Here is a 22,726-nt window from a genome sequence, read left to right as displayed (position 1 = left end):
GGCCGCCGTGACGGCTGCCGCGCAGTGGTCGATTCCGGACGTCGTCTCCGGGAAGCGGGTCGTCACTATGGCGGCCGGTCGCTATAGCGGTGACATGCTCGATTTCGCCGCACAGTATGAAGCCTTTCAACGCCGCGATGCCGCCTGGGACGGCATCGTGTTCGTCGCGGTCAAGACGACCGGCGTGTACTGCCGCCCTGTATGCCGCGCACGCACGCCGCTCGCACGTAACGTGACGTTCTACCGTAGCGCCGCGTCGGCTGAGCGAGCCGGCTTCCGGCCCTGCCTGCGGTGCCGCCCGGAGGCGGCGCCGTTTTGTCCGGCCTGGAAGGGCACCAGGACCACCGTGGAGCGCGCGCTGGCGCTGATCGAGCAGGGCGCACTCGACCACGGCGGCGTTGATGCGCTGGCGGCTCGGCTCGGCGTCGGCGCACGGCATCTGTCGCGCCTGTTCGCCGAGCATCTCGATGCCTCGCCGCTGCAAGTCGCGCTGTCGCTCCGCGTGCAGCGCGCCAAGCGCCTGATCGACGGCGGCGACATTCCGATCCGTGTGGTCGCCGAGCGCGCGGGCTTTTCCAGCGCCCGGCGCATGAACGCCGCCTTCACCAGGCTCTACGGCCGGCCTCCCTCGGCGCTGCGACGGAGCCGCTTTCCGTACCCTCACCCAACCGTAACCTCCGATAGAGATCGTCAATGACCAAGACCTACGGCACTGTCAGCGCGGAACAAAAGAAGCAGATGAGCGGGCTCGAATTCGTGCAGGGGCTCGCCAGCGGCGCGCTGCCGCTCAACACGATCGCACGTACCCTGGGCTATGACGTTGCGGAAGCCGAGAAGGGCCGCGTCGTCGTCACGCTGGTCCCGAGCGAGGCGCATCTCAATCCGGCGGGGACGGTGCATGGCGGCCTCACCGCCACGTTGCTTGACAGTTGCATGGGGCTCGCAGTGCAGTCGACGCTCGACGCCGGGATCAGCCAGACCACGCTCGAATTCAAGATTTCGCTGGTCCGCCCGATCACGCCGGACACCGGTCCGATCCGGGCGGAAGGGCAGGTTCTCAATTGCGGCCGCCGCGTCGGCACCGCCGAAGGCAAGGTGACCGACGGCAAGGGGCGCTTGCTCGCGCACGGCACCACGACCTGCCTGATCTTCCCGTCCTGACCGCTGCGCCGGCGATACCGGCATGGCGGCGCAGCGCTGGCGGCTGAGCTCCGCGGCAGCGCTGCGCCCCTCCACGGACTTCAGCGGGCGCTCTCTGCCGACCGCTGCATCGCGGCATCGTGACCAGGTAAACGAATGAGACCGAGCTGAAGCATCGCGGTCAGTGCGTCCTCCTGTCCCAATTCCTCGGCGATCCGTCCTTGCTGCACACGCAGCACCGTCGTGCCGGCGAATCTCATCTTGCGTCCCGAAGCCGCGGGGATCGAGCCCAGCCGAAAGTCGCTGAATGCCGGGCCCGTGTGCGTGCCGCCGCCTTCCCAGCGACCGACAACGTAGTCGCCGTCTGCGATGAGATCGCCGACGCCCCAGAAGTTGAGATCGGGAAAGGCTTCGCGAAATTCCGTCATGAAGTTCATGACCTCCGCGCGTCCTCGTTTCGGCTCATGCATCGGGTAGTGCACGACAATGTCGGCGGTGGCGAGCTCGTCGATGACTTGCGGATTCCAGGGATTTCCCCAAAACTCCTTGAACCATCGGGCCACTACGCTCTTGTTATTCTCTGACATCGCATCGTCTCCATTCGCGCTGTGCCGGTGTCGCGATCATCGCGATCGGCGTTGCTTCAATGCGCGCAGTAGGCATTCGGAGACCTGCTTCCCTCCACCCGATTCCGGACCAGGCGCAACGTGAGATGCGGATGAGATTTTGCGTGGCCGCTGCTGCGCTTAGCGCAGTGTGGTGGCCACCGTCGCGCGATCTGAAATCGGGTGGTCCGTGGATCGGCGCCGCCTGGTCGTGCCTCGAACCACATCATGCGCAACGTCGATGCAGTCGCCGCGCTGCGCGGCGGCGGGATGCTTCAGTCCGGTCCGGATGCCGCTGCCGTGCAGGCACGCGAGAACGTCGTGTCGCTGATCAGGCGTGAGCTTCCCGCGGGGGCTGCGCCGGCTTTACCGCCACAGCGACTTGTCGGCGTCCCAACGCTGGCCCTTGAATTCCTTGATCAGCGCGTCGATCGAGCCGTTGTCGTCCTTCGGCTCGCCGCCTTCCTCGTCGCTGCCGGTGTCTTCGGTCAGGGTCAGCTTCGCGCCGGCACTGTCATCCGTGGTCGTGGTCACGGGGCTCGAGACCCACAGGATCAGTCGGTCGGAGCTGCCGGGCTTCTCCGGCGACACCAGCGCGGTGATCTCGAGATTTTCGGTGAGGCCGAGCGACGGGTAGATCGGGCTCGGACGCTTCAGGATCAGCTTGAGCTTGCCGGTGTTGGCATTCCATGACGCCGACGCCGGCTTGGCCGACAGGGTTTTTGCCAGCACGCTGGAGATTGTGGTCGCGATCTTGTCCCGGTTGATCTTGTCGCCGTCGCGCCAGTCGGCGGCGGGGAAGCGAATGGTGCGATCCATCTCGATCACGCCGCTGGTCCAACCTGCTGCGGTCACGCCGGGTGCGGATTTCGCCTTCGTGAGCAGCGTGGCAGCATGTTCGGGATCGACGGTGAGGTTGATGGTCTGCTCGCCGGCGCGCATCGCGTCGCAGGTCACCGCAAGGCTCGAGGTGCTGACCTCGACGGCGTCACCCTTCAGGCTCTTGAGGAAATCCGCCGCGGATTCGAGCTTGACGCGGACGCCGACCGATTCCGGCGAGACGTCGGTGAAATCCTTCGGCTGTGCCGTGATGGCATCATCGGTCGCCTGGTTGTCCTGGAATTCCCTTTCGCTGAGATCGGAATTGTCCGACGAGGCGACCTCGGTCACGTTTTGGCCGATGGTGATCTGGCCGCGGAACTCGAACGTGTCGCCGGTCTGTTTGCGGGTCAGCTTGACGGCGACCGGCTGCTTGTCGGCGACGCTCTGCGTGCTGCCCGAAAGAGTCTGGCCGTTGACGGTGAGGTTGGCGATGAAGCGGTCCTTGCGATCGGAACCCTTTTGGGCGGGATAGCAGACGTCGAGCACGGCTGCGGTGACGGTCTTGCCTTGACGGGTTTCCTTCAGGATCACGTCGGCATTGCCCTCCATCAGGCCGTCGAGCGCGGTAAAATAGCGCGTCTCAGGCCCACCGGTCCCGGCCCTGGGTTGCAGCTTCATCTGGGCAACGGCGGGTGCCGAGGCGGCGACAAGACCGAGCAGCAGGAGCGGGAGCGCGCGCATACGATGAGTCCTCGAAGGGCGGAATCGGTTCCGCCGTAACTAGCAAACCTCTGTGTCATTGGCCAAAAAAGAAGGCCGCCCGGAGGCGGCCCTGGTTCGAATTCCTGATGATGTGGAGCGCTTCCGTGGCGTCAGGCGCTCGTTTCACGGTCGTTATTGCTCGTCAGTTTCGCGCGCAACGTGCTCATGACACGACTCGTGGTCTCGATGTCCTTCACCGAAAGTCCGTCGGCGAGGCCGTTGACCCAGGGAAGCTGCAAGCGCATGGCCGCGTCGAAAGCCTGGCGTCCTTTGTCGGTGAGAACCACGAGTTGCGCCCGGCGGTGATGCGGGTTGGTCTCGAAGGTGACCAGCCCATCCCGTTCCAGGTCGTTGACGATCCGCTGCACGTTCTGCCGGGCAGCACCGAGATCGCGGGCGAGCCATGCCACCGGCTGCGCACGCTCGGCTGCGATGATCGCGCCGAGAATCTGCCAGCGGGCACTGGTCAGTCCAAGCCGCGCCACCATCCGGTCGCCGGCCGTGAACAGCAGGCTGTTGAGCCGGAACAGGTCGGGGATGAGATTGGTCAGGCCTTCGCCGGCCGGGGTTCGCTTGGTCTGGGGCATTTGTCACCATAAGAGTATATTGACATCATAATGTCAATATGGTCTGATCTATTGTACCGGAATGACACCATAGCACCAAATTGGATGGAGCCAGCCATGCCCCAGATGCGTCCTTTGGATCCCGCATTCCCGATCGAGCGTCAGCTCGCCCTCGATGCCACGTCCGTCGTGCTCGTGAACCTCTTCACGCTCGACAAGGCCGATGAGGATAGCTTCCTCAAGGCCTGGCAGGACGACGCCGCGATCATGAAGCGGCAACCGGGCTTCATCTCGACCCAGCTTCACCGCGCGATCGGCGACAGCCCGGCCTATCTGAATTACGCGGTCTGGGAATCGACCGCCGCCTTCCGGGCCGCCTTCGCAAATCCCGAGTTCAGGGCGAAGCTGTCGGCGTATCCCTCGTCAGCCGTGGCGTCCCCGCATCTGTTCCAGAAGGTCGCGATCCCGGGCGTCTGCGTCGCGTAGCGCGATGAATACGGATCGAAGCCGGGCCGGCCACGGATTCGGTTTACCTCTCCCCGACGACGGGGAGAGGTCGATTTGCGCAGCAAATCGGTGAGGGGCTGCGGCTCTCATGAAGGACCGTAACCCCTCACCCGGCGCTACGCGCCGACCTCTCCCAACGGGAGAGGTGAACTTCCGCGGCCGCCAGCTCAACCGAACTTCATCAGGCTTCAGCTCTTGCAAAAAAGAAGGCCGCCCGGAGGCGGCCTTCGATCTCGATGCAGATGGGAGCGGGAGGCTTAGAAGCCGCCCATGCCGCCCATTCCACCCATGCCGCCGCCCGGCATCGCCGGCGCCGCGTCCTTGGGCAGTTCGGCGACCATGGCTTCGGTGGTCACCAGCAGGCCGGCCACGGAAGAGGCGTCCTGCAGCGCGGTGCGCACCACCTTGGCGGGGTCGATGATGCCCTTGTCGACCATGTCGACATAGTCCTCGGTCTGGGCGTCGAAGCCGAAGGTCTCCGACTTGTTCTCGAGGATCTTGCCCACAACGATCGAGCCCTCGACGCCGGCATTCTCCGAGATCTGGCGGATCGGAGCTTCCAGCGCCTTGAGCACGATGTTGATGCCGGCCTGCACGTCGGCATTGTCGTTGTTGATCCGGCCGACCGCCTTCTTGGCGCGCAGCAGCGCCACGCCGCCGCCCGGCACGATGCCTTCCTGCACCGCGGCGCGGGTCGCGTTCAGCGCGTCCTCGACACGGTCCTTCTTCTCCTTGACCTCGATCTCGGTCGCACCGCCGACCTTGATGACGGCGACGCCGCCGGCGAGCTTGGCCAGACGCTCCTGCAGCTTCTCGCGGTCGTAGTCGGAAGTGGTCTCCTCGATCTGCGCCTTGATCTGCGTGACGCGGGAATCGATGTCCTTCTTCTTGCCGGCGCCCTTGACGATCGTGGTGTTCTCCTTGTCGATCACGACCTTGCCGGCACGGCCGAGCATGTTCACCGTGACGCTTTCGAGCTTCATGCCGAGCTCATCGGAGATCAACTGACCGCCGGTCAGGATCGCGATGTCCTCCAGCATCGCCTTGCGGCGATCGCCGAAGCCCGGCGCCTTGACGGCGGCGACCTTCAGTCCGCCGCGCAGGCGGTTGACCACCAGCGTCGCCAGCGCCTCGCCCTCGACATCCTCGGCGATGATCAGCAGCGGACGGCCGGACTGCACCACGGCTTCCAGCACCGGCAACATCGCCTGCAGGCCGGAGAGCTTCTTCTCGTGCAGGAGGATGTAGGCGTCCTCGAGCTCGGCGGTCATCTTCTCGGCGTTGGTGATGAAGTAGGGGCTGAGGTAGCCGCGGTCGAACTTCATGCCCTCGACGATGTCGACCTCGGTCTCGAGCGACTTGTTCTCCTCGACCGTGATCACGCCCTCATTGCCGACCTTCTGCATCGCCTGCGCGATCATCTTGCCGATCGCGGCATCGCCATTGGCCGAGATGGTGCCGACCTGGGCAACCTCGGAGGAGGCAGCAACCGGCTTGGCGCGCTTCTCGAGGTCCTTGACCACGGCTGCGACCGCGATGTCGATGCCGCGCTTGAGGTCCATCGGGTTCATGCCGGCGGCGACCGACTTGCCGCCTTCGCGGACGATCGCCTGCGCCAGCACGGTCGCGGTGGTGGTGCCGTCACCGGCGGTGTCGTTGGTCTTGGAGGCGACCTCGCGCAGCATCTGCGCGCCCATGTTCTCGAACTTGTCCTCGAGCTCGATCTCCTTGGCGACGGTGACGCCGTCCTTGGTGATGCGCGGTGCGCCGACGCTCTTCTCGATCACGACGTTGCGGCCCTTCGGCCCGAGCGTCACCTTCACCGCATTGGCGAGCACGTCCACGCCGCGCAGCATGCGCTCGCGGGCGTCTCCGGCGAATTTTACGTCCTTGGCAGCCATATCTTGAACTCCTGTCAGCTTTGAGAGATGCGCTTGCTGCTCCCGCACCTGTCATCGCCGGGCTTGACCCGGCGATCCATCTTTCGAAGAACGATGGATGCCCGGGTCAAGCCCGGGCATGACGACGAATGGGTGTAGCGGCCGCGCAGTTGAATGACGATCAGACCAGCACGCCCATGATGTCGGACTCCTTCATGATCAGGAGCTCTTCGCCGTCGATCTTGACCTCGGTGCCCGACCACTTGCCGAACAGCACGCGGTCACCGGTCTTGAGGTCGATCGGGATCAGCTTGCCGGCCTCGTCGCGGCCACCGGGGCCGACGGCGACGATTTCGCCCTGGGAAGGCTTTTCCTTGGCCGTGTCCGGAATGATGATGCCGCCCTTGGATTTCTCCTCGGCATCGATACGCTTGACCACGACGCGGTCGTGCAGCGGGCGGAATTTGGATTTAGCCATGACGTTCCCTCTTGGAGGCTGGTTTCAGGTCTGGTTCATCGAGCCCGGCGTTGGATGCCGGCCCGGGTCGGCGCCGGGCGGGACGCCCGGCCACCATTTAGCAATCGTGGTGCCAGAGTGCTAATTGCGCGCCGGGAAATATGGCCTGGCGCTGTTTCTGTCAAGCAAACCGGGGTTAAGGCCTTGGTGAGGCCAATATAGGATGGTGAGACGGAAACCAAATCGTAGCGATGCCGCAATTTCGTCGGACGTCATTGCTCGGTCTTAAGTTTTACGCTTGGCTGCCGGGATGGGTGCGGCTGGGACATTGTCGGGGGGATGATACAGATGATCAGGTCACTCAACGCGCGATTGGTCGCACGGTTCGCGGCTGTCTCGGCGCTGACGATAACCCTGGGGGCATGCAGCAGCACGAACTTGCCGTCACTATCGTCGAACCCCGAGCCGGGGCCCGGGCCGGGCCTTGCTCCGGAAATGCCGGCCTCGATCAGGCCCGACGAGATCGTCGGCCGCTGGGGGCTCGCTTCGTACCAGAATCCCGCCGACCGCGCCCGCACCGAGGCCGCCGCGCGCGCCCAGTGCAAGCAGCCCTACGTGATCGGTGCCGGTCAGAATGGCGGCGTCATCATGCATCTGGCCGACCAGGCCACCCCGCAGGAATTGCGGCTGAAGGGGTCTCCGAGCGGCAAGAACTATATCGGCCCGCCCGGTCCGACGCCCGGCGAGCAGGACCGCGAGATTATCTCTTTCGACGGCCGCGTGTTGATCACCCGCTTCGTCGACAAGGACGCCGCCGTCCGCTACGGCAACATGGTCTATGTCCGCTGCGCACCGAGGGCGTAAAGCCGCTCGCACGTCATTCCGGGGCGACGCCAAGCGTCGAACCCGGAATGACGGTCCAAATGAAAATAAAAACGCCGGCCTTTGGGCCGGCGTTTTTTGTTCTGATCTGACCGCTTCTCAATCGAACAGCGCGTCGATGTCGTCCTGCGAGGCGTGACCGGCGTCGCCGTCGAGCTTCGGACCGTTGAGCAGGCGGGCATCGCCTTCGCGGGTGTCGACGATCGGCGGCACGTGCGCCTTGATCGCGTCGACGCCGCCCCAGATGTCCATCATCTCGTTGATGTGCTGCTCGATGAACTTCATCGTCTGCATCACCTTGCTGATGCGCTGGCCGGTGAGGTCCTGGAAGTTGCAGGCCTCGAAGATCGCGATCACGCGCTCCTGGATATCTTCGCTGAGCAGCTTCTGCTGATCCGGCGTGATATTCTTCGACAGCGCGGTCGCGGCCTGGTCGATCGCTTCGGTGGCCTCGAGGATCTGCTGGGTGGCCTGCTCGGTACCGCCGACGACCGCGCCGAGCTCGCCATTGACCTTGGCCATTTCCTCGCCGTTGAAGCTCTTGCCGTGCAGCACGGCGATCTCGCGCTTGGTGCGGCTGATCGCGTCGTGGATCAGATCGAGCTCGACCTTGAGCTTCTCACACTGTTCGACCTGGGCGCGATAGGTCTCGAGCAGCGCATGCGCTTCGGCGATTTCGCGCGCCACGATCGCCTCGGCGGTCTCGTTGCCGGCGGCGCGCGGCGCGGCCATCTGCGCGCGGATCGAGCGAAGCTCGTCCATGATCTCGCGATGCATCGGGCTGATATCGGCGCCGCCGGCAGCCTCCGGCTCCGGCATTGCCACATCGCCGATCATGGCCTGCTCGACACGAAAACGCTTGCGCTTCACCGACATGATTTCATTCCCGCCCCAATGACTGCGCTCGTTCTAGACAGCGGCGATTTAACGTGAGGTTCACGCCGGAACAATTTGCCGAGCGTGCCGCGACGCGGTTTCAAACCGCCGGTTAACCATGCGGCTCGCGCATTCACGCAAAATAAACGCTACCGGACAAAACCCAGTGCGCGTGATGACGTGGTGAATCCAAACGCCCGTGACGTTTACCAGACCGATGCGGTTTTCATTGCTTATTGACCACGTGCAGCGGCGCAGGTGTGCAGGCGCCAGCCTGCAACGCGTCACGACGAAACAGTACAGAGTACGTCGATGTTGAAGAAAATCAGTCTTGCGCTGCTCGCCGGCGCCTCTTCGCTTATTGCAGCTCCGCATCAGGCCATGGCGATCGATGCCGCGCCGCTTCCCGAGCCCTCGGTGATCTACGCCAGTCGGCGGGCGCCGCAGCCGCAGATGCGCACCGCCTACGTGCAGCCGCAACGCTCCAACCTGGGCGGGGGCTTCATCGAATTCCTGTTCGGCGACGGACCGGCGGCGCAGTCCTACCAGGAGCAGGTCTATCAGCAGCAGCCGGCCTATTACGGTAGCCGCGAGCCGCTGCCGCCGATGGATCCGCAGCAGCAGATGATCTACCAGCAGCAGGACGCGGCCGGCGATCCGAGGCTCCGTCCGTTCGATCCGAAATACGAGAAGCAACTGGTCGACTATCACGGCACCGAGCGCGCCGGCACCATCGTCGTCGATACCCCGAACAAGTTCCTCTATTTGGTGCAGGGCGACGGCAAGGCGCTGCGCTATGGCATCGGCGTCGGCCGTCCCGGCTTCACCTGGGCTGGCGTCAAGACGATCTCGGCGAAGCGGGAATGGCCGGACTGGACTCCGCCGGCGGAAATGCTGGCGCGCCGTCCCGACCTGCCGCGGCACATGGAGGGCGGGCCGGAGAATCCGCTCGGCGCGCGCGCGATGTATCTCGGCTCCTCGCTCTATCGCATCCACGGCTCCAACGAGCCCTGGACCATCGGCACCAACGTCTCTTCCGGTTGCATCCGGATGCGCAACGAGGATGTGATCGACCTCTACGGCCGTGTCAATGTCGGCGCCAAGGTCGTGGTGATGTGAGAAAGTAGCCCGGATGGAGCGAAGCGAAATCCGGGAGCCGCCTCACTCGCGGCTCGATCTTCCCGGATTGCGCTTCGCTCCATCCGGGCTACGATTGATCAAATCAAAACGGCCGCTCGATGCGAGCGGCCGTTTTTCTGTTCAAGAAATCAATCAGGCGTAGTCGCTGCCGTTGTCGCCGCCATCGTCGAATCCGCCGTCGTCATCGTAGTCGTCGGAATCGTGATCGTTGTCGGCGTAGTTGTCGTCGTCATTGTTGTTGTTCGACGCTTGGTCGAACAGGCCGGCGCGCGAATTGTCATTGTCGCGGCCGGACGCGCCGATGTCGTTGATGCCGGCGTCGCGCGCGAGATCGCTCGACGACTGGTCGCCGCCCCACGGCCGCGCGCCGCTGCCGAGGCCGCCTGCGTCGGCAAAGGCCTGGTGGCCGCCCATCAAGCCGCGGATGCTGCTCATCAACAGCGAGCCGCCGACCACGCCGGCCGCGGCTGCCGCCGCGGTGCCGAGGAACGAGCCGCCACCGCCGAACGGCGGCTGCTGCGGCGCGCCATAGGGTTGCGGCTGGCCGTAGGGCTGGCCCTGGCCGTAAGGCTGACCATAGCCGCCGCCGGCCTGCGCCTCGCGCATCGCCTGGCCCGAGTTCCAGACCGGGCGGCTGCCCGGATCCGGGCCACCCATGTCGGGCGCGCGCACCGGCGGCACCGAGCCGTGCGGCTGGTTCTGGCCGAAGATCGCGTCACGCATCGAATCGAGAAAGCCGCCGGATTGCGGCTGGCCGCCCTGCTGCTGACCGACCGCAGCCTCCAGTTCCTGGATGCGGTCGTGGGCGCGCTTGAGCGCCTCGTCCTGCACCAGCGCCGTCTGCACCAGCGCGTAGACCGCGTTCGGCGCGGTGCGCAGGCCCTGCATGATCGCGGACATGGCTTCGTTGTCGCGCGGGGCGTTCTCCAGCTTGGCAAGCCGGTCGAAGAGGTCGTCGATCAGTTGGCGTTCTTGCGGTGTCATGGCGGTTCTCCATCGCGTCGAAAGACTTCGAAGCGCGCCCGAGATGTAGGCGGGTTTTGTGGCGCAAGGAGTAGGGGGCCGGATTAAATTTACGTATGCGACAAAAGGCCTGAACCTTGTCAGGCCAGTGTAACTTTATTCAGGGCGAGCAGGCCGGGGAATTCATCGCCGGCGAGATAGGCATGCTCCTTCTCGCGCTGCGTGGTCAGCGGATCGAGGCTTTTCAGCGTCTCGTCGACGAAGCCGGGATGGCACATCACGAGGCCGCCCTCCGGCAGGCCGTCGAGAAAGCCGCGCATCAGCGTGCCGAAATCGGGGGCGTGCGCGAAATCATACGCGCCATCGAAGGCCGGGTTGAAGCGCAGGCCGAGCTTTGCCGCTTTCTTCCGGAACTGCGCGCTGAGCGTATCCAGCACCAGCGCTTTCGGCGCGGCGAGTCGCTGCGCCAGCGGAGCGTTGCGTCCACCCTGCCGCACCCAGGCATCCGGGGCGCGCTCCTTCACCGCGCTCAGGAATCCGTCGCGCACCTGCGGGAAGAGCTGCGCGTGCTGATGGCCGTCGACGAAGTCGGGCGCGCGGCCGAACAGCTCGTGGAAAGCATCGAGCTGCGCCAGCACTTCGGCATGGATCAACTCGGCGTCCAGCCGCCGCAACAGCCCGCCGCGCAGCAGCTTGGCAAAGGGCAGGAACATGTCGCCGTCGAGCGGACGAAAATGCAGCGTCAGCGGCCGGAACGGCGCGGTCAGCGTCACATGCAGGCCGATCGCGCAGCGCGGACTCTTTGCAACGGATGCCTGCAGCGCAGCCGCCGCTTCGCGGCCGATCGCGGGCGTCACCGTCATCACCGATGTTGCGTTGAGGCGGCCGCGCTCGATCAGCTCGCGGATGGCGCGGTTGACGCCGTCGCTCAGTCCGTAGTCGTCGGCACACAGCCAGATGCGACGCAGAGCATCGCTCATTCGGCCGCGGTCCGCGTCGTGGTGCTTTGGGCCGCCGTGCCGTCGGCAAGCTTCTCGGTGTGCTCGGCGACGAAGTAGATCGGCCGCGCCTTCAATTCAGACAGGATCTTGCCGATATACTCGCCGACGATGCCGATCATGATCAACTGCACGCCGCCGATCGTCATCAGGCCGACCACGAGCGAGGGATAGCCGGGCACCTGCTTGCCGGTGGTCCACACCTCCCACACGATCGAGAGGCCGAACAGGAATGCGCCGAAGGCGAGCAGCGCGCCGAGCAGGCTCGCGAAGCGCAGCGGCGCCACCGAGAACGAGGTCAGGCCCTCGATCGAGAGGCCGATCAGCCGGCCGGCGTTAAATGTGGTGACGCCATGCGCGCGCGGCGCCGGTTCGTAGTCGACGCGGATCTGCCGAAAGCCGATCCAGCTCGCCAGGCCCTTGAAGAAGCGGTTGCGCTCCGGCAATTGCCGCAATGCCGCGGCCGCGCGCGGCGACAGCAGGCGAAAGTCGCCGGCATCCTCCGGGATCTTCTGCCGCGCGCCCCAGTTGATCAGCGCATAGAAGCCGCGCACGGCAAACCGCCGCGCCGCCGATTCATTGTCGCGATTGGCCTTCGCGGTGTAGACGACGTCGTAGCCGTCATCGATCCAGTGTGCGACCAGTCGCTCCACCAGATCAGGCGAATGCTGGCCGTCGCCGTCCATGAACAGCACCGCGCCGCGGCGGGCGTGGTCGAGGCCGGCCATCAGCGCCGCCTCCTTGCCGAAATTGCGCGACAGCGACACCACCTGCACGTCGAGCGAATCGGCCGGCAGGCCGCGCGCGACCGCGAGCGTCGAGTCCTTGCTGCCGTCGTCGACATAGACCACTTCGCAGGAGAGGCCGTAGCGGGCCCGCAACGTCTTGGCGAGCGCGACCAGCCGCTGATGCAGCGCGGAAAGTCCCGCGGCCTCGTTGTAGGCCGGCACGACGATCGACAATCCCTGCGCTGCGGCGGTCTTGGCGGTCGTGGTCAGGCTGGAAACGTCAGAGCCCAGCATCATCGATCAGGTTCCAGAACTAGGGCGTTTTCGAGCGAAATGGACGTCCGGTTCGCGCGAAGAAAACGCGTCAAAACAACAGTTCCCTTTGACAGAATATGGTACCGGCGCCCGGCTGTCGCCAACATGAACAGCCTTGCCTGCTCATTGTCGCAGGAACGCCTCAAGCTTGGCGAACAGTGGGTTCTCGCGGTCGAACACATAATCCAGCGACACCACCGACACCGTGTCGGCGCCGTGGTCGCGGAGGAAGCTGCCGAGCGCGTAGAGCTTGCCGGGTGGGCAGTGCAGCGTGAGCATGCCGGACGAGGTCGGCCCGCCGAACGGGGCGACCACGCCGAAGCGGTTGTGCGCCTCGGAGAGCAGCGCGTCGTTGCAGCCGGCGAAGCGGGTGCGGACCTCGCGATACCTGTTGGCGCGGGTGCGCGCGGCGATGTGGTCGAGGATGATGCGCGCGGTCTCGCGCGCACCGTTCGACCAGTCGGCATCCTTCGAGGCCACCAGATTGGCCTGGCTGCGCAGGATCACGCCGTCGTCGAGCACCTTCAGTCCGTTGGCGGCGAGCGTCGCGCCTGTCGTGGTGATGTCGACGATCAGTTCGGCGGATCCCGCCACCGGCGCACCTTCGGTCGCGCCGGCGCTTTCGACGATGCGATAGTCACCGACGCCGTGCCTGGCGAAGAAGCCGCGCGTCAGGTTGATGTATTTGGTCGCCACGCGCATCCGATGATTGTGCTGCTCGCGGAAGCCCGAGGCGACGTCGTCGAGGTCGGCCATGGTGCGGACGTCGATCCAGGCCTGCGGCACCGCGACCACGACATTGGCGCTGCCAAAGCCGAGGCCGTCGATCAGGAGCACGCGGCGGTCGGCGTCCGCGATGCTCTCGCGCACCAGGTCCTCGCCGGTGACGCCGAGATGCACCGTGCCGCGCGCCAGGTTGGCCGCGATCTCGCTCGCCGAAAGGTAGGCGATCTCGACGTTGTCGAGGCCGGCGATGGTGCCGCGATAATCGCGCGCGCCGCCGGGCTTCGACAGGCTCAGCCCGGCACGGGCGAAGAAGTTCTCCGCGTTTTCCTGCAAGCGTCCCTTGGAGGGGACGGCAACGACAAAGGGCGTGCTCATGCGGCGCCTCCGTGGGCGGCGGCCTTGCCGTGCTTGGTCATCGCCTCGATCCAGACCGAGAAGCCGACGGCGGGAATCGGGTTCGCCGAACCGAGCTGCGTCATCAGCCCGTCATAGCGGCCGCCGGCGATCAGCGGCTCGGCGCCGTTGCCCTTGGCATGCAGCTCGAACTCGAAGCCGGTGTAGTAGTCGAGGCCGCGGCCGAACGAGGTCGAGAACCGCGTGTTGTGGGTGTCGATACCGCGCGCCGCCATGAATCCGACGCGGCTCTCGAACTGATCGATCGCCGTGGCGAGATCGAGCCTGGCGTCGTTGGCGAGCGCGCGGAGCTGCGCGATGGCATCGTCGGGATCGCCCGCGATCGACAGGAAGCGCTTGATGATATCGACCGCATCGCGCGGCAGCGCGCCGCCCTTCAGCGTCGATTGCTCGAGGAAGCGGTCGGCGATCTCGGCCACCGTGCGGCCGCCGACATTGGTGGTGCCGGCGATCGACATCAGATCGGTGACCAGCGCCAGCGCCGCCTTGCGGTCGGAGCCGGCGAGCGCGGCGAGCACGCCTTCATATTCATTGCGGCCGGGCGTGGTCTTGAGCGTCAGCCGCTCGATGTCGTCGATCAGCGAGACCTTGCGGTTGAAGTCCTTGATCAGCCGCCGCCGCCACACCGGGTAAAGGTCGAGCGCCTCGAGCAGCGCGTTGAACAGCGCGACGTCGCCGGTGCGGATTTCGACATCGGTGAGCCCGAACGCCGTGGTCGCTTCCAGCGCCAGCGCCAGCATCTCGGCGTCGGCCGCGGCGCGGTCCTGCCGGCCGAACGATTCGATGCCGGCCTGCAGGAACTCGCCGGGCCGGCCCCAGCGATAGCGGAACACGGCGCCGAGATAGCTGAAGCCCGCCGGCTGGCCGGCGCGCGGCGAGGCGAGGTAGTCGCGCGCCACCGGGATGGTGAGGTCGGGGCGCAGACACAGCTCTTCGCCGGTTGCGTCAGTGGTCAGATAAAGGCTCTTGCGGATGTCCTCGCCGGACAGGTCGAGGAACGGCTCGGCTGGTTGCAGGATCGCGGGCTCGGCCCTGAGATAGCCGGCTTGCGCAAACGAGGCCAGCAGCGCATCCGCCCAGGAGGCGGACCCCGCGGCGGATCCGGAAGCGGATCGTGTTGCAGCAGCTTCGGTCATCTCAATATCCAAAACGGCTAGAATCTGGGTTCCAGCTCGCAGTTCCGGGTTGCTTTGGTGCCGCCCTTACCATGGCCCAGTTACGGTTTCGACTGGGATCGGCCAAGTGGCTTAATGATCAAGCGGCTTAATGATTGGGTGCGTTAACGATTTTACGACAGCTTGGCTAGAGGCGGTTATGCCCCGGGGGTCTCGACCTCCCCTTGGAAAGGGGAGGTCGCTTTGCCCGTCAGGGCAAAGCGGGTGGGGATCATGTCTCTCCACGCAGCGTCGCCTGCGGCCGACCCCCATCCCGACCTTCCCCCTTTTAGGGGGAAGGGGAAGACCGCCAATCCCCCAGCGCCGCCTGCACCAGCGTCAACGCCGCCACGGCGGCGGTGTCCGCACGCAGGATGCGCGGTCCGAGCGCCAGGCGGAGGATGCTGGGCTGGCGCAGCAGCAGGGCACGCTCCTCCTCGGCAAATCCGCCCTCCGGCCCGATCAGGACGTCGATCCCGGCGTTTGCGGCCGTGACCGTTTGCAGCGCCCGCACGGGATCGGCCACCTCTGCGGCCTCGTCGCAGAACACCAGCAGACGGGCCTGCTCGCGTTCGGCCAGGAACCGATCGAGCGCAACGGGATCGGCCACTTCGGCGAGCGAGATGATCCCGCATTGCTCGGCGGCCTCGACCACATTGGCGCGCATCCGTTCGCCATTGACCCGCGAGACCTGGGTGAAGCGCGTCAGCACCGGTTGCAGCCGCGCGGCGCCCATCTCGACCGCCTTCTGCACCATGTAGTCGAGCCGCGCATGCTTCAGCGGCGCGAATACGCAGGCGATGTCGGGCAGGCGGTCCTGCGCGCGGGTCTGGGTGTCGATGGTCAAGGTATCGGCCCGCTTGCGGCCGGAGATCGCGGCGCGCCATTCGCCGTCGCGGCCGTTGAACACCAGCACGGTATCGCCGGCGGCAAGCCGCAGCACGTTGCCGAGATAGTTGCTCTGGTTGCGATCCAGTTCGACCGTCTGGCCGGCACGCAATGGCGCGTCGACGAACAGCCGCGGGCTGCGAAAATCGAGTTCAGGCATATTTGATGGTCCGCTCCGGCTGCGCTTGTAGCCTAAAGGCTTAGAATCCGGGAACAATTTAATGCAGCGGGCGCGGCCCTACGCCGCGCTGTCGCCCAAATCCACGGGTTGTTAAGGCAAGTCAGGAATCGTAAAACGCCCCCGAATTTCGTTGCTTCATTTTGATGCGCTGGGGTTGCCTGGACCTTGCCGGAGAAACACCCTCGATGATCCGCCGCCTGATCGTGCTGACCGTTGCCGCGACCGCCCTGTCCGCAGGCCAGGCCGCGGCCCAAGGCGCCTTTCCGGCTCCCTTGCCCAACCAGGCTGGCACCGCCTCCGACCCGGCGTTTCCGCCGGTCAATGGCGGGCGTGCCGGCACCGCTTCCGATCCCGCGTTTCCGCCGGTCAACGGCGCGCCGGCCGCCAGGGTGGGCGCGGCACCGTCGGCGTTTCCGAGCAACGGCGCGGCGCCGATCGCCGGCGGCGGGCTCTCGTCGCCGCCTCCGCCGGGTGCCGCGGCGGGCGGTCCGAGCGACGCCTGCATGAAGAACTTCGTTCCGCTGCGCGAGGAAGCTGAAAAGCGCGGCAAGATGATCAAGGCGGCGAGCGACCGGCACGCCGGGCCCGACGAGGCCTGCAAGCTGATCCGCAATTACAGCCAGGCCGAGGTCAAGATGATCAAATATGTCGAGACCAACGCCGCCAAGTGCGGAATTCCGCCGCAGATCGCCGATCAGCTCAAGTCCGGCCACAAGAACACCGAAGGCCTGCTGACCAAGGTCTGCAACGCCGCGCAGCAGGCGCAGGCGCGCGGACCCGCGGGCCCGACCTTGAGCGACGTGCTGGGCTCCTCCGCCTCGGTGCCGGAGGCGACGCCGACCAAGCGAGGCGGCAGCACCTTCGATACGCTGAACGGCAATGTTCTCACCCGATGACCGATCGCCCACGAGCGAATTGACATGAGCGACGTCTCCGCCCGCGTTGCCGACTCCACAGGCAACTGGGTGGATACGCATGCGCCGGCATGGTCGCGGCCGTATCTGCGGCTTGCCCGGTACGACCGGCCAATCGGGTCGTGGCTGCTGTTGATGCCGTGCTGGTGGTCGGCGGCGCTTGCCGCCGGCGTCGCGCATGACGTCAGGTCGTTGCCGCTCGTGGTCGTCCTGTTCTTCATCGGTGCCTTCGTGATGCGCGGCGCCGGTTGCACCTGGAACGACATCACCGATCGCGATCTCGATGCAATGGTCGAGCGCACGCGGTCGCGGCCGATCCCGGCCGGGCAGGTGACTGTGACCCAGGCCGCGGTCTTCATGGTCCTGCAGGCGCTGGTCGGGCTCGCGGTGCTGCTGCAATTCAACCGCTTCGCGGTGTTGACCGGTATCGCCTCGCTCGTGATCGTTGCGATTTATCCATTCATGAAGCGCATCACCTGGTGGCCGCAGGTCGTGCTGGGCCTCGCCTTCTCTTACGGTGCGCTGATGGGATTCGCGGTGACGTTTGCGCGGATCGATCCGGCCGCGCTCGCGCTCTATGCCGGATCGATCGCCTGGGTGATTGCCTACGACACCATCTACGCTCATCAGGATGCCGAGGATGATGCGCTGATCGGCGTCAAATCCACCGCGCGGCTGTTCGGCGCGCGCACCCATCGCGCGCTCGTGCTGTTTTACGGCCTTGCCGTGATCTTGATCGGCGCCGCGCTCTGGCTCGCCGGCGTGCACTGGCCGGCGTGGGCCGGGCTTGCCGCCTTTGCGCTTCACCTCGCCTGGCAGATCAGCCGGCTCGACACCGGCAATCCCGCGCTCTGCCTGCGCATCTTCAAGTCCAACCGCGACGCCGGCCTGCTGCTGTTCGCCGGCCTCGTCGTCGACGCAGTGCTGCGCGCGGTATGACGCGCCTGGCGCGACCTGTTGATGTGCGTGACGCGACATCTTCATATGTTAGGTGAGCACGCAACTGAGGCTCCCTCCCCCCTTGCGGGGGAGGGCTGGGGAGAGGGGTGGCCCCGGGCGAGATGTTCGATGTGGCCGATGTGCCCGCAACGTCGTTTGCGCGTAGCGATGCGGAGAGACCACGTCGTGTGGCACCCCTCTCCCTAACCCTCCCCCGCAAGGGGGGAGGGAACCTGTTTGCCGGTGCGTCCCTAACGCTCAATCATGTCGCGAGAATGCGGATATCTGACTCACCGGCCGAGCACACACTCGCTGTCGTCCCTGCGAAAGCAGGGACCCATAACCACAAACGCTGTTTGTTGCACGATGCTGGAACGACGAGTCCCGCCGGCAACGCAAGCCACGGCGTATGGGTCCCTGCTTTCGCAGGGACGACACGGATTATGCGGCGAACGCGGCGCGATGAAACGGTGCAGCTAATCCCCTGCGATGATCTCACGCTCGCCGCGATGCACGCTGGCGTCGTTGAAGCGAGAGCCGGTGCGTCCCTAACGCTCATTCATGTCGCGAGAATGCTGATATCTGACTCACCGGCCGAGCAACACACTCGCTGTCGTCCTGCGAAAGCAGGGACCCATAACCACAAACGCTGTTTGTTGCACGATGCTGGAACAACGAGTCCCGCCGGCAACGCAAGCCGCGGCGTATGGGTCCCTGCTTTCGCAGGGACGACAGATGACTATGCGGCGAACGCGGCGTGATGAAACGATGATGCTAATCCCGCGCGATGATCTCGCGTTCGCCGCGATGCACGCTGGCGTCGTTGAAGCGAAAGCCGGTGCGTCCCTAACGCCAATCATGTCGCGAGAATGCGATATCTGACTCACCGGCCGAGCAACACGCTCGCTGTCGTCCCTGCGAAAGCAGGGACCCATAACACACAAACGCTGTTTGTTGCGCGATGCTGGAATGACGAGTCCCGCCAACAACGCCAGCCGCGGCGCATGGGTCCCTGCTTTCGCAGGGACGACAGATGATTGTGCGGCGAACGCGGCGCGATGAAACGGTGCAGCTAATCCCGTGCGATGATCTCACGCTCGCCGCGATGCACGCTGGCGTCGTTGAAGCGAAAGCCGGTGCGTCCCTAACGCCAATCATGTCGGGAGAATGCGGATATCTGACTCACCGGCCGTGCAACACACTCGCTGTCGTCCCTGCGAAAGCAGGGACCCATAGCCACAAACGCTGTTTGTTGCGCGATGCTGGAACGACGAGTCCCGCCAAAAACGCCAGCCACGGCGTATGGGTCCCTGCTTTCGCAGGGACGACACGGATTATGCGGCGAACGCGGCGCGATGAAACGGTGCAGCTAATCCCGTGCGATGATCTCACGCTCGCCGCGATGCACGCTGGCGTCGTTGAAGCGAAAGCCGGTGCGTCCCTAACGCTCAAGCATGTCGCGAGAATGCGGATATCTGACTCACCGGCCGTGCAACACACTCGCTGTCGTCCCTGCGAAAGCACTAGGGCATCTACATGTCTTCCGGAGTCTTCTCAACGACTTAGCTTAGCAACGCAGAGAAACGCCGCACTTTTGCTAAGCTCTGCTCGCGAAATGGCGTCATCGAGTGGCAAGCAAGTCCTTGATCGAGAGTCACTTTTCGGTCCGGAAAAGATGTGTAGATGCCCTAGTGCGAAAGCAGGGACCCATAACACACAGACGCTGTTTGTTGCGCGATGCTGGAACGACGAGTCCCGCCAACAACGCCAGCCACGGCGTATGGGTCCCTGCTTTCGCGGGGACGACAGATGACTATGCGGCGAACGCGGCGTGATGAAACGATGAAGCTAATCCCGCGCGATGATCTCGCGTTCGCCGCGATGTACGCGCGGTTCGTCGAAGCGAATCCCCGCGCGGCGGCGGACCAGGAATTTCGGCCGGCGGCTGCGGATCGCATTGCGGCGACGGCGGCGCGGAGCGGGATCGCGTGGCGCCGGCTCGGTCAGTTGCGGAAGACCGAAGATCTCGCTCCACATCTGCCAGGCGGAGGCGATCTCGTCGGCGTCCGAACTGGTGCCGAGTGGAATCGCGAGCGAAGGATCGCGATGAACCAGCACCAGCATCTGCGCGTCGTCGATGCCGCGCACCGCGACACCGAGAAAATCACTGACGCGAACGTTGACCGCCATCCGCATGCCTTTGACGGCACGGCGCAGCACGACGTGTTCGCGATGAAGCTCGACCTGCCGCGTGCCGCCGTCCGCGCGCACGTCGTGCGCGTGGAAGCTGAGCGGAAGGGAAAGAGGGTCGAGCCGCAGTGCACGGCTCGACCCGGCGGAGTTGATTCCGCCTGTTGGTGTTTGACGCCTCACGGCTTTATCTCCCCGCCGGGATTATGTTCCCGGTCGATGCGTGAGACCTTAGCCGAGCGATTTCCGTTTCAGCTTAAAAAGCCTGGTTAACCCGATGTCACCAGCGCTGCTTCTCCCACCATGATTGACAAGAGGTTGGCCCGCATGATTGACGAAGCCTTGCCGCGATCTTGAGAATCTTTGCCGTTATCGGGGTAAAGCGCTTGAAATCCCTGTGAATCCGGCACATCTGGTGGGTTCGTCGACCTCGTTCCGACCCCGTCCAATCCGCAGGAATTTGTTCGTGAACCCTTCACCATCTGCATCGTCGCGACACGGTGATACCTCCGATCTGTTTGACCAGTCGGGCTTGAGCGAGCTCGCACAGCGTCTGGTCGACGCTGCCAGGCGTGCCGGCGCCGATGCCGCCGACGCGGTCGCAGTGCGCGGCATTTCGCAGGGCGTCGAGGTGCGCGACGGCCGGGTCGAGGAAACCGAGCGCTCTGAAGGCGACGACGTCGGATTGCGCGTATTCGTCGGCCAGCGCCAGGCGGTGGTGTCGACCAATGACGTCACTGGTGACGGCATCGCGAAGCTCGCCGAGCGCGCGGTCGCGATGGCACGCGTGGCGCCCGACGACAAATATGTCGGGCTGGCCGATCCGGCGCTGCTTGCGCATGATTTTCCCGATCTTGATCTGCTCGACCGCAAGGTTCCTTCCACCGCCGAGCTGGAGCGCCGCGCGATGGAGGCGGAGGCTGCGGCGCTCGCGGTCAAGGGCGTCACCAAATCAGGCGGTGCGTCGGCCTCGACCGGAATCGGTGGCATGGTGCTGGTGACGTCGACCGGCTTCCACGGCTCCTATTTGCGTTCCAGCCAGAGCATCTCGACGACGGCGATTTCGGGTGAAGGCACCGGCATGGAGCGCGACTACGATTTCACCAGCGCGCTGCATGCATCCGATCTCGATGCGCCCGCTGTGGTCGGCCGCAAGGCCGGCGAGCGCGCGGTGGCGCGGTCCAATCCGCGCAAGGTCGAAACCTGCAAGGTGCCGGTGGTCTATGACCCGCGCGTTGCGGGCTCGATGGTCGGTCATCTCGTCGGCGCCATCAACGGCGCCTCGATCGCGCGCAAGACGAGCTTCCTGAAGGACCGGCTCGGCGAGCAGTTGTTCTCGAAGAACATCCGCATCATCGACGATCCGTTGCGGGTGCGCGGCCTGCGCTCGCAGACCTTCGATGCCGAGGGCGTCAAGGTGAAGAAAACGGCGCTGATCGATGACGGCGTGCTGACGACATGGATCCTGGACTCCGCCACCGCGCGCGAGCTTGGCCTCGCCACCACCGGCCATGCCCATCGCGGGGTATCGTCCTCGCCCTCGCCGGGATCGTACAATTTGCATCTCGAGCCCGGCACGGTGACGCCGCAGGAGCTGATCTCGGACATCCGCCAGGGCTTCTATGTGACGGATCTGATCGGATCCGGTGTCAACGGCGTGACGGGCGACTACAGCCGCGGCGCGTCCGGCTTCTGGATCGAGAACGGCGAGATCACCTATCCGGTCAGCGAGGTGACCATCGCAGGCCATCTGCTGCCGATGTTCAAGTCGCTGGTTGCGGCCAACGATTTGGAATTCCGCTATGGCGTCAATTCGCCGACGCTGCGCATCGAGGGTCTGACGCTTGGCGGACGCTGATACGGACGACTGGATCAAGGCCCGCGATGCGGCGCTGCTGACCAGGACGGTGCACGAGGCGGGGCGGCTCGCGCTGTCGCTGTTCCGGACCGAGCTGAAGAACTGGATCAAGGGCGCCTCCTCGCCGGTCTCCGAAGCCGACATTGCGGTGAACGAGCTGCTGGAGGAACGGCTGCGCGCAGCAACGCCGGATTACGGCTGGTTGTCGGAGGAAAGCGCCGATGACAAGACGAGGCTCGGCAAGCGTCTGACCTGGATCGTCGACCCGATCGACGGCACCCGCGCCTACCTCGCCGGTCGTGAGGACTGGTGCGTCAGCGTGGCGCTGGTTGAAGATGCATCGCCGGTGCTCGCTGCGGTGTATGCACCGGCCACCGATGAATCCTTTTTTGCCGCGCGCGGGCAGGGTGCCACACTGAATGACAGCGCCGTGCATGCTACCGCCGGCATCGATTTCGACTTTCGGCGCATGGCGGGGCCGAAGCCGCTGGTGCAGCGACTCAGTCCCACGCCGGACGAGATCACGCTGTATCCGCGGATCGGTTCGCTGGCACTGAGGCTGTGCCGTGTAGCACAAGGTCGACTTGACGCGGCCTTCGCGGGTGGGCAAAGCCGCGACTGGGATCTTGCCGCGGCGAATTTGATCGTGCAGGAAGCGGATGGTAAGATGACCGCGCTCTCGGGGGATGCGATTGAGTACAATCGCCCGGAGGTATCGCATGGGGTGCTGGTAGCAGCCGGACGTGATCGTCATGCACGCATTGTCGAGCATTTTCGCAACCGTCCATTGCCCTGAAGCTCCATCGGTCAGCACCGCGCAT

Annotated in this window: 22 protein-coding genes; 9 read left to right on the top strand and 13 right to left on the bottom strand. The window is 65.2% G+C overall.

The window, feature by feature from the left end; all coding sequences use genetic code 11:
* Window positions 1–94: 94 nt before the first annotated feature.
* Window positions 95–697, top strand: coding sequence for a bifunctional transcriptional activator/DNA repair enzyme AdaA (locus P6U30_RS31975; protein ID WP_407170591.1), 603 nt, complete (start codon window positions 95–97; stop codon window positions 695–697).
* Complete coding sequence (locus tag P6U30_RS31970) at window positions 694–1,161, top strand: PaaI family thioesterase (RefSeq protein ID WP_407166731.1); 468 nt, start codon at window positions 694–696, stop codon at window positions 1,159–1,161. The genes P6U30_RS31975 and P6U30_RS31970 overlap by 4 nt, the downstream gene beginning before the upstream one ends.
* Window positions 1,162–1,241: 80 nt before the next feature.
* Here P6U30_RS31970 and P6U30_RS31965 read toward each other — a convergent pair whose 3' ends face one another.
* From P6U30_RS31965 to P6U30_RS31955, 3 genes are all read right to left on the bottom strand, one after another.
* On the bottom strand, window positions 1,242–1,727 hold the full coding sequence (locus P6U30_RS31965; protein ID WP_407166730.1) for an ester cyclase: 486 nt from the start codon (window positions 1,725–1,727) through the stop codon (window positions 1,242–1,244).
* 384 nt (window positions 1,728–2,111) lie between these two features.
* Window positions 2,112–3,308: a hypothetical protein gene (locus P6U30_RS31960; protein ID WP_407166729.1), complete on the bottom strand. Its 1,197-nt coding sequence runs from the start codon at window positions 3,306–3,308 to the stop codon at window positions 2,112–2,114.
* Window positions 3,309–3,439: 131 nt separating this feature from the next.
* Window positions 3,440–3,916: a MarR family winged helix-turn-helix transcriptional regulator gene (locus P6U30_RS31955; protein ID WP_407166728.1), complete on the bottom strand. Its 477-nt coding sequence runs from the start codon at window positions 3,914–3,916 to the stop codon at window positions 3,440–3,442.
* A 96-nt stretch (window positions 3,917–4,012) separates the two neighbouring features.
* Here P6U30_RS31955 and P6U30_RS31950 point away from each other — a divergent pair, with 96 nt between their 5' ends.
* A complete protein-coding gene (locus P6U30_RS31950; protein WP_407166727.1) occupies window positions 4,013–4,381 on the top strand; it encodes an antibiotic biosynthesis monooxygenase family protein in 369 nt (122 codons plus the stop codon).
* Between the two features lie 278 nt (window positions 4,382–4,659).
* Here the strand turns inward: P6U30_RS31950 and groL are convergent, their stop codons facing one another.
* Both groL and groES read right to left on the bottom strand, forming a co-directional pair.
* Window positions 4,660–6,303, bottom strand: a complete 1,644-nt coding sequence (gene groL, locus P6U30_RS31945) for a chaperonin GroEL (protein ID WP_407166726.1) — start codon at window positions 6,301–6,303, stop codon at window positions 4,660–4,662.
* A 160-nt stretch (window positions 6,304–6,463) separates the two neighbouring features.
* A complete protein-coding gene (gene groES / locus P6U30_RS31940; protein ID WP_407148465.1) occupies window positions 6,464–6,760 on the bottom strand; it encodes a co-chaperone GroES in 297 nt (98 codons plus the stop codon).
* A 327-nt stretch (window positions 6,761–7,087) separates the two neighbouring features.
* Here groES and P6U30_RS31935 point away from each other — a divergent pair, with 327 nt between their 5' ends.
* Window positions 7,088–7,603 carry a hypothetical protein gene (locus tag P6U30_RS31935; RefSeq protein WP_407166725.1) on the top strand — a complete coding sequence of 172 codons (516 nt, stop codon included), beginning with the start codon at window positions 7,088–7,090 and terminating at the stop codon, window positions 7,601–7,603.
* 117 nt (window positions 7,604–7,720) lie between these two features.
* Here P6U30_RS31935 and P6U30_RS31930 read toward each other — a convergent pair whose 3' ends face one another.
* Window positions 7,721–8,497: a protein phosphatase CheZ gene (locus tag P6U30_RS31930; protein ID WP_407166724.1), complete on the bottom strand. Its 777-nt coding sequence runs from the start codon at window positions 8,495–8,497 to the stop codon at window positions 7,721–7,723.
* 312 nt (window positions 8,498–8,809) lie between these two features.
* Here P6U30_RS31930 and P6U30_RS31925 point away from each other — a divergent pair, with 312 nt between their 5' ends.
* Complete coding sequence (locus P6U30_RS31925) at window positions 8,810–9,616, top strand: L,D-transpeptidase (RefSeq protein ID WP_407166723.1); 807 nt, start codon at window positions 8,810–8,812, stop codon at window positions 9,614–9,616.
* A 153-nt stretch (window positions 9,617–9,769) separates the two neighbouring features.
* Here P6U30_RS31925 and P6U30_RS31920 read toward each other — a convergent pair whose 3' ends face one another.
* The 6 genes from P6U30_RS31920 to P6U30_RS31895 all read right to left on the bottom strand — a co-directional run bounded on the left by P6U30_RS31920 (window position 9,770) and on the right by P6U30_RS31895 (window position 15,983).
* Complete coding sequence (locus P6U30_RS31920; protein ID WP_407166722.1) at window positions 9,770–10,621, bottom strand: DUF2076 domain-containing protein; 852 nt, start codon at window positions 10,619–10,621, stop codon at window positions 9,770–9,772.
* Between the two features lie 119 nt (window positions 10,622–10,740).
* Window positions 10,741–11,580 (bottom strand): ChbG/HpnK family deacetylase, encoded by an 840-nt coding sequence (locus tag P6U30_RS31915; RefSeq protein ID WP_407166721.1) that lies wholly within the window; start codon window positions 11,578–11,580, stop codon window positions 10,741–10,743.
* Window positions 11,577–12,623: a glycosyltransferase family 2 protein gene (locus P6U30_RS31910; RefSeq protein WP_407166720.1), complete on the bottom strand. Its 1,047-nt coding sequence runs from the start codon at window positions 12,621–12,623 to the stop codon at window positions 11,577–11,579. Before P6U30_RS31910 ends, P6U30_RS31915 begins: the two co-directional genes overlap by 4 nt.
* Before the next feature lie 141 nt (window positions 12,624–12,764).
* Window positions 12,765–13,742, bottom strand: a complete 978-nt coding sequence (gene hisG / locus P6U30_RS31905; protein WP_407166719.1) for an ATP phosphoribosyltransferase — start codon at window positions 13,740–13,742, stop codon at window positions 12,765–12,767.
* Window positions 13,739–14,917, bottom strand: coding sequence for an ATP phosphoribosyltransferase regulatory subunit (locus P6U30_RS31900; RefSeq protein ID WP_407166718.1), 1,179 nt, complete (start codon window positions 14,915–14,917; stop codon window positions 13,739–13,741). Before P6U30_RS31900 ends, hisG begins: the two co-directional genes overlap by 4 nt.
* Before the next feature lie 307 nt (window positions 14,918–15,224).
* Window positions 15,225–15,983 (bottom strand): 16S rRNA (uracil(1498)-N(3))-methyltransferase, encoded by a 759-nt coding sequence (locus P6U30_RS31895; protein ID WP_407166717.1) that lies wholly within the window; start codon window positions 15,981–15,983, stop codon window positions 15,225–15,227.
* A gap of 206 nt (window positions 15,984–16,189) precedes the next feature.
* On the opposite strand from P6U30_RS31895, the gene P6U30_RS31890 reads away from it, so the two are divergent.
* The gene (locus P6U30_RS31890; RefSeq protein ID WP_407166716.1) at window positions 16,190–16,900 is read left to right on the top strand and encodes a hypothetical protein; all 711 of its coding nucleotides are present in this window, start codon (window positions 16,190–16,192) and stop codon (window positions 16,898–16,900) included.
* 24 nt (window positions 16,901–16,924) lie between these two features.
* On the top strand, window positions 16,925–17,857 hold the full coding sequence (ubiA, locus tag P6U30_RS31885; protein ID WP_407166715.1) for a 4-hydroxybenzoate octaprenyltransferase: 933 nt from the start codon (window positions 16,925–16,927) through the stop codon (window positions 17,855–17,857).
* 1,848 nt (window positions 17,858–19,705) lie between these two features.
* Here ubiA and P6U30_RS31880 read toward each other — a convergent pair.
* Complete coding sequence (locus P6U30_RS31880; protein ID WP_407166714.1) at window positions 19,706–20,230, bottom strand: DUF6101 family protein; 525 nt, start codon at window positions 20,228–20,230, stop codon at window positions 19,706–19,708.
* 283 nt (window positions 20,231–20,513) lie between these two features.
* Here P6U30_RS31880 and P6U30_RS31875 point away from each other — a divergent pair, with 283 nt between their 5' ends.
* Together P6U30_RS31875 and P6U30_RS31870 are read left to right on the top strand one after the other, a co-directional pair.
* Window positions 20,514–21,905: a TldD/PmbA family protein gene (locus P6U30_RS31875; RefSeq protein WP_407166713.1), complete on the top strand. Its 1,392-nt coding sequence runs from the start codon at window positions 20,514–20,516 to the stop codon at window positions 21,903–21,905.
* Window positions 21,892–22,701 carry a 3'(2'),5'-bisphosphate nucleotidase CysQ gene (locus P6U30_RS31870; protein WP_407166712.1) on the top strand — a complete coding sequence of 270 codons (810 nt, stop codon included), beginning with the start codon at window positions 21,892–21,894 and terminating at the stop codon, window positions 22,699–22,701. The genes P6U30_RS31875 and P6U30_RS31870 overlap by 14 nt, the downstream gene beginning before the upstream one ends.
* Window positions 22,702–22,726: the final 25 nt, after the last annotated feature.

The organism is Bradyrhizobium sp. ORS 111, assembly GCF_045571485.1.
Classification (GTDB): Bacteria; Pseudomonadota; Alphaproteobacteria; order Rhizobiales; family Xanthobacteraceae; genus Bradyrhizobium.
This window is presented reverse-complemented; position numbering and strand designations above follow the sequence as displayed.

Excerpts from the sequence above, each read along its gene's own strand:
- P6U30_RS31935 (WP_407166725.1), top strand. The coding sequence starts at position 7,088 with ATGATCAGGTCACTCAACGCGCGATTGGTCGCACGGTTCGCGGCTGTC.
- P6U30_RS31975 (WP_407170591.1), top strand. The coding sequence starts at position 95 with ATGCTCGATTTCGCCGCACAGTATGAAGCCTTTCAACGCCGCGATGCC.
- ubiA (WP_407166715.1), top strand. The coding sequence starts at position 16,925 with ATGAGCGACGTCTCCGCCCGCGTTGCCGACTCCACAGGCAACTGGGTG.
- groES (WP_407148465.1), bottom strand. The coding sequence starts at position 6,760 with ATGGCTAAATCCAAATTCCGCCCGCTGCACGACCGCGTCGTGGTCAAG.
- P6U30_RS31950 (WP_407166727.1), top strand. The coding sequence starts at position 4,013 with ATGCCCCAGATGCGTCCTTTGGATCCCGCATTCCCGATCGAGCGTCAG.
- P6U30_RS31915 (WP_407166721.1), bottom strand. The coding sequence starts at position 11,580 with ATGAGCGATGCTCTGCGTCGCATCTGGCTGTGTGCCGACGACTACGGA.
- P6U30_RS31920 (WP_407166722.1), bottom strand. The coding sequence starts at position 10,621 with ATGACACCGCAAGAACGCCAACTGATCGACGACCTCTTCGACCGGCTT.
- P6U30_RS31955 (WP_407166728.1), bottom strand. The coding sequence starts at position 3,916 with ATGCCCCAGACCAAGCGAACCCCGGCCGGCGAAGGCCTGACCAATCTC.
- hisG (WP_407166719.1), bottom strand. The coding sequence starts at position 13,742 with ATGAGCACGCCCTTTGTCGTTGCCGTCCCCTCCAAGGGACGCTTGCAG.
- P6U30_RS31970 (WP_407166731.1), top strand. The coding sequence starts at position 694 with ATGACCAAGACCTACGGCACTGTCAGCGCGGAACAAAAGAAGCAGATG.
- P6U30_RS31925 (WP_407166723.1), top strand. The coding sequence starts at position 8,810 with ATGTTGAAGAAAATCAGTCTTGCGCTGCTCGCCGGCGCCTCTTCGCTT.
- P6U30_RS31960 (WP_407166729.1), bottom strand. The coding sequence starts at position 3,308 with ATGCGCGCGCTCCCGCTCCTGCTGCTCGGTCTTGTCGCCGCCTCGGCA.
- P6U30_RS31910 (WP_407166720.1), bottom strand. The coding sequence starts at position 12,623 with ATGATGCTGGGCTCTGACGTTTCCAGCCTGACCACGACCGCCAAGACC.
- P6U30_RS31930 (WP_407166724.1), bottom strand. The coding sequence starts at position 8,497 with ATGTCGGTGAAGCGCAAGCGTTTTCGTGTCGAGCAGGCCATGATCGGC.
- groL (WP_407166726.1), bottom strand. The coding sequence starts at position 6,303 with ATGGCTGCCAAGGACGTAAAATTCGCCGGAGACGCCCGCGAGCGCATG.
- P6U30_RS31890 (WP_407166716.1), top strand. The coding sequence starts at position 16,190 with ATGATCCGCCGCCTGATCGTGCTGACCGTTGCCGCGACCGCCCTGTCC.
- P6U30_RS31900 (WP_407166718.1), bottom strand. The coding sequence starts at position 14,917 with ATGACCGAAGCTGCTGCAACACGATCCGCTTCCGGATCCGCCGCGGGG.
- P6U30_RS31965 (WP_407166730.1), bottom strand. The coding sequence starts at position 1,727 with ATGTCAGAGAATAACAAGAGCGTAGTGGCCCGATGGTTCAAGGAGTTT.
- P6U30_RS31895 (WP_407166717.1), bottom strand. The coding sequence starts at position 15,983 with ATGCCTGAACTCGATTTTCGCAGCCCGCGGCTGTTCGTCGACGCGCCA.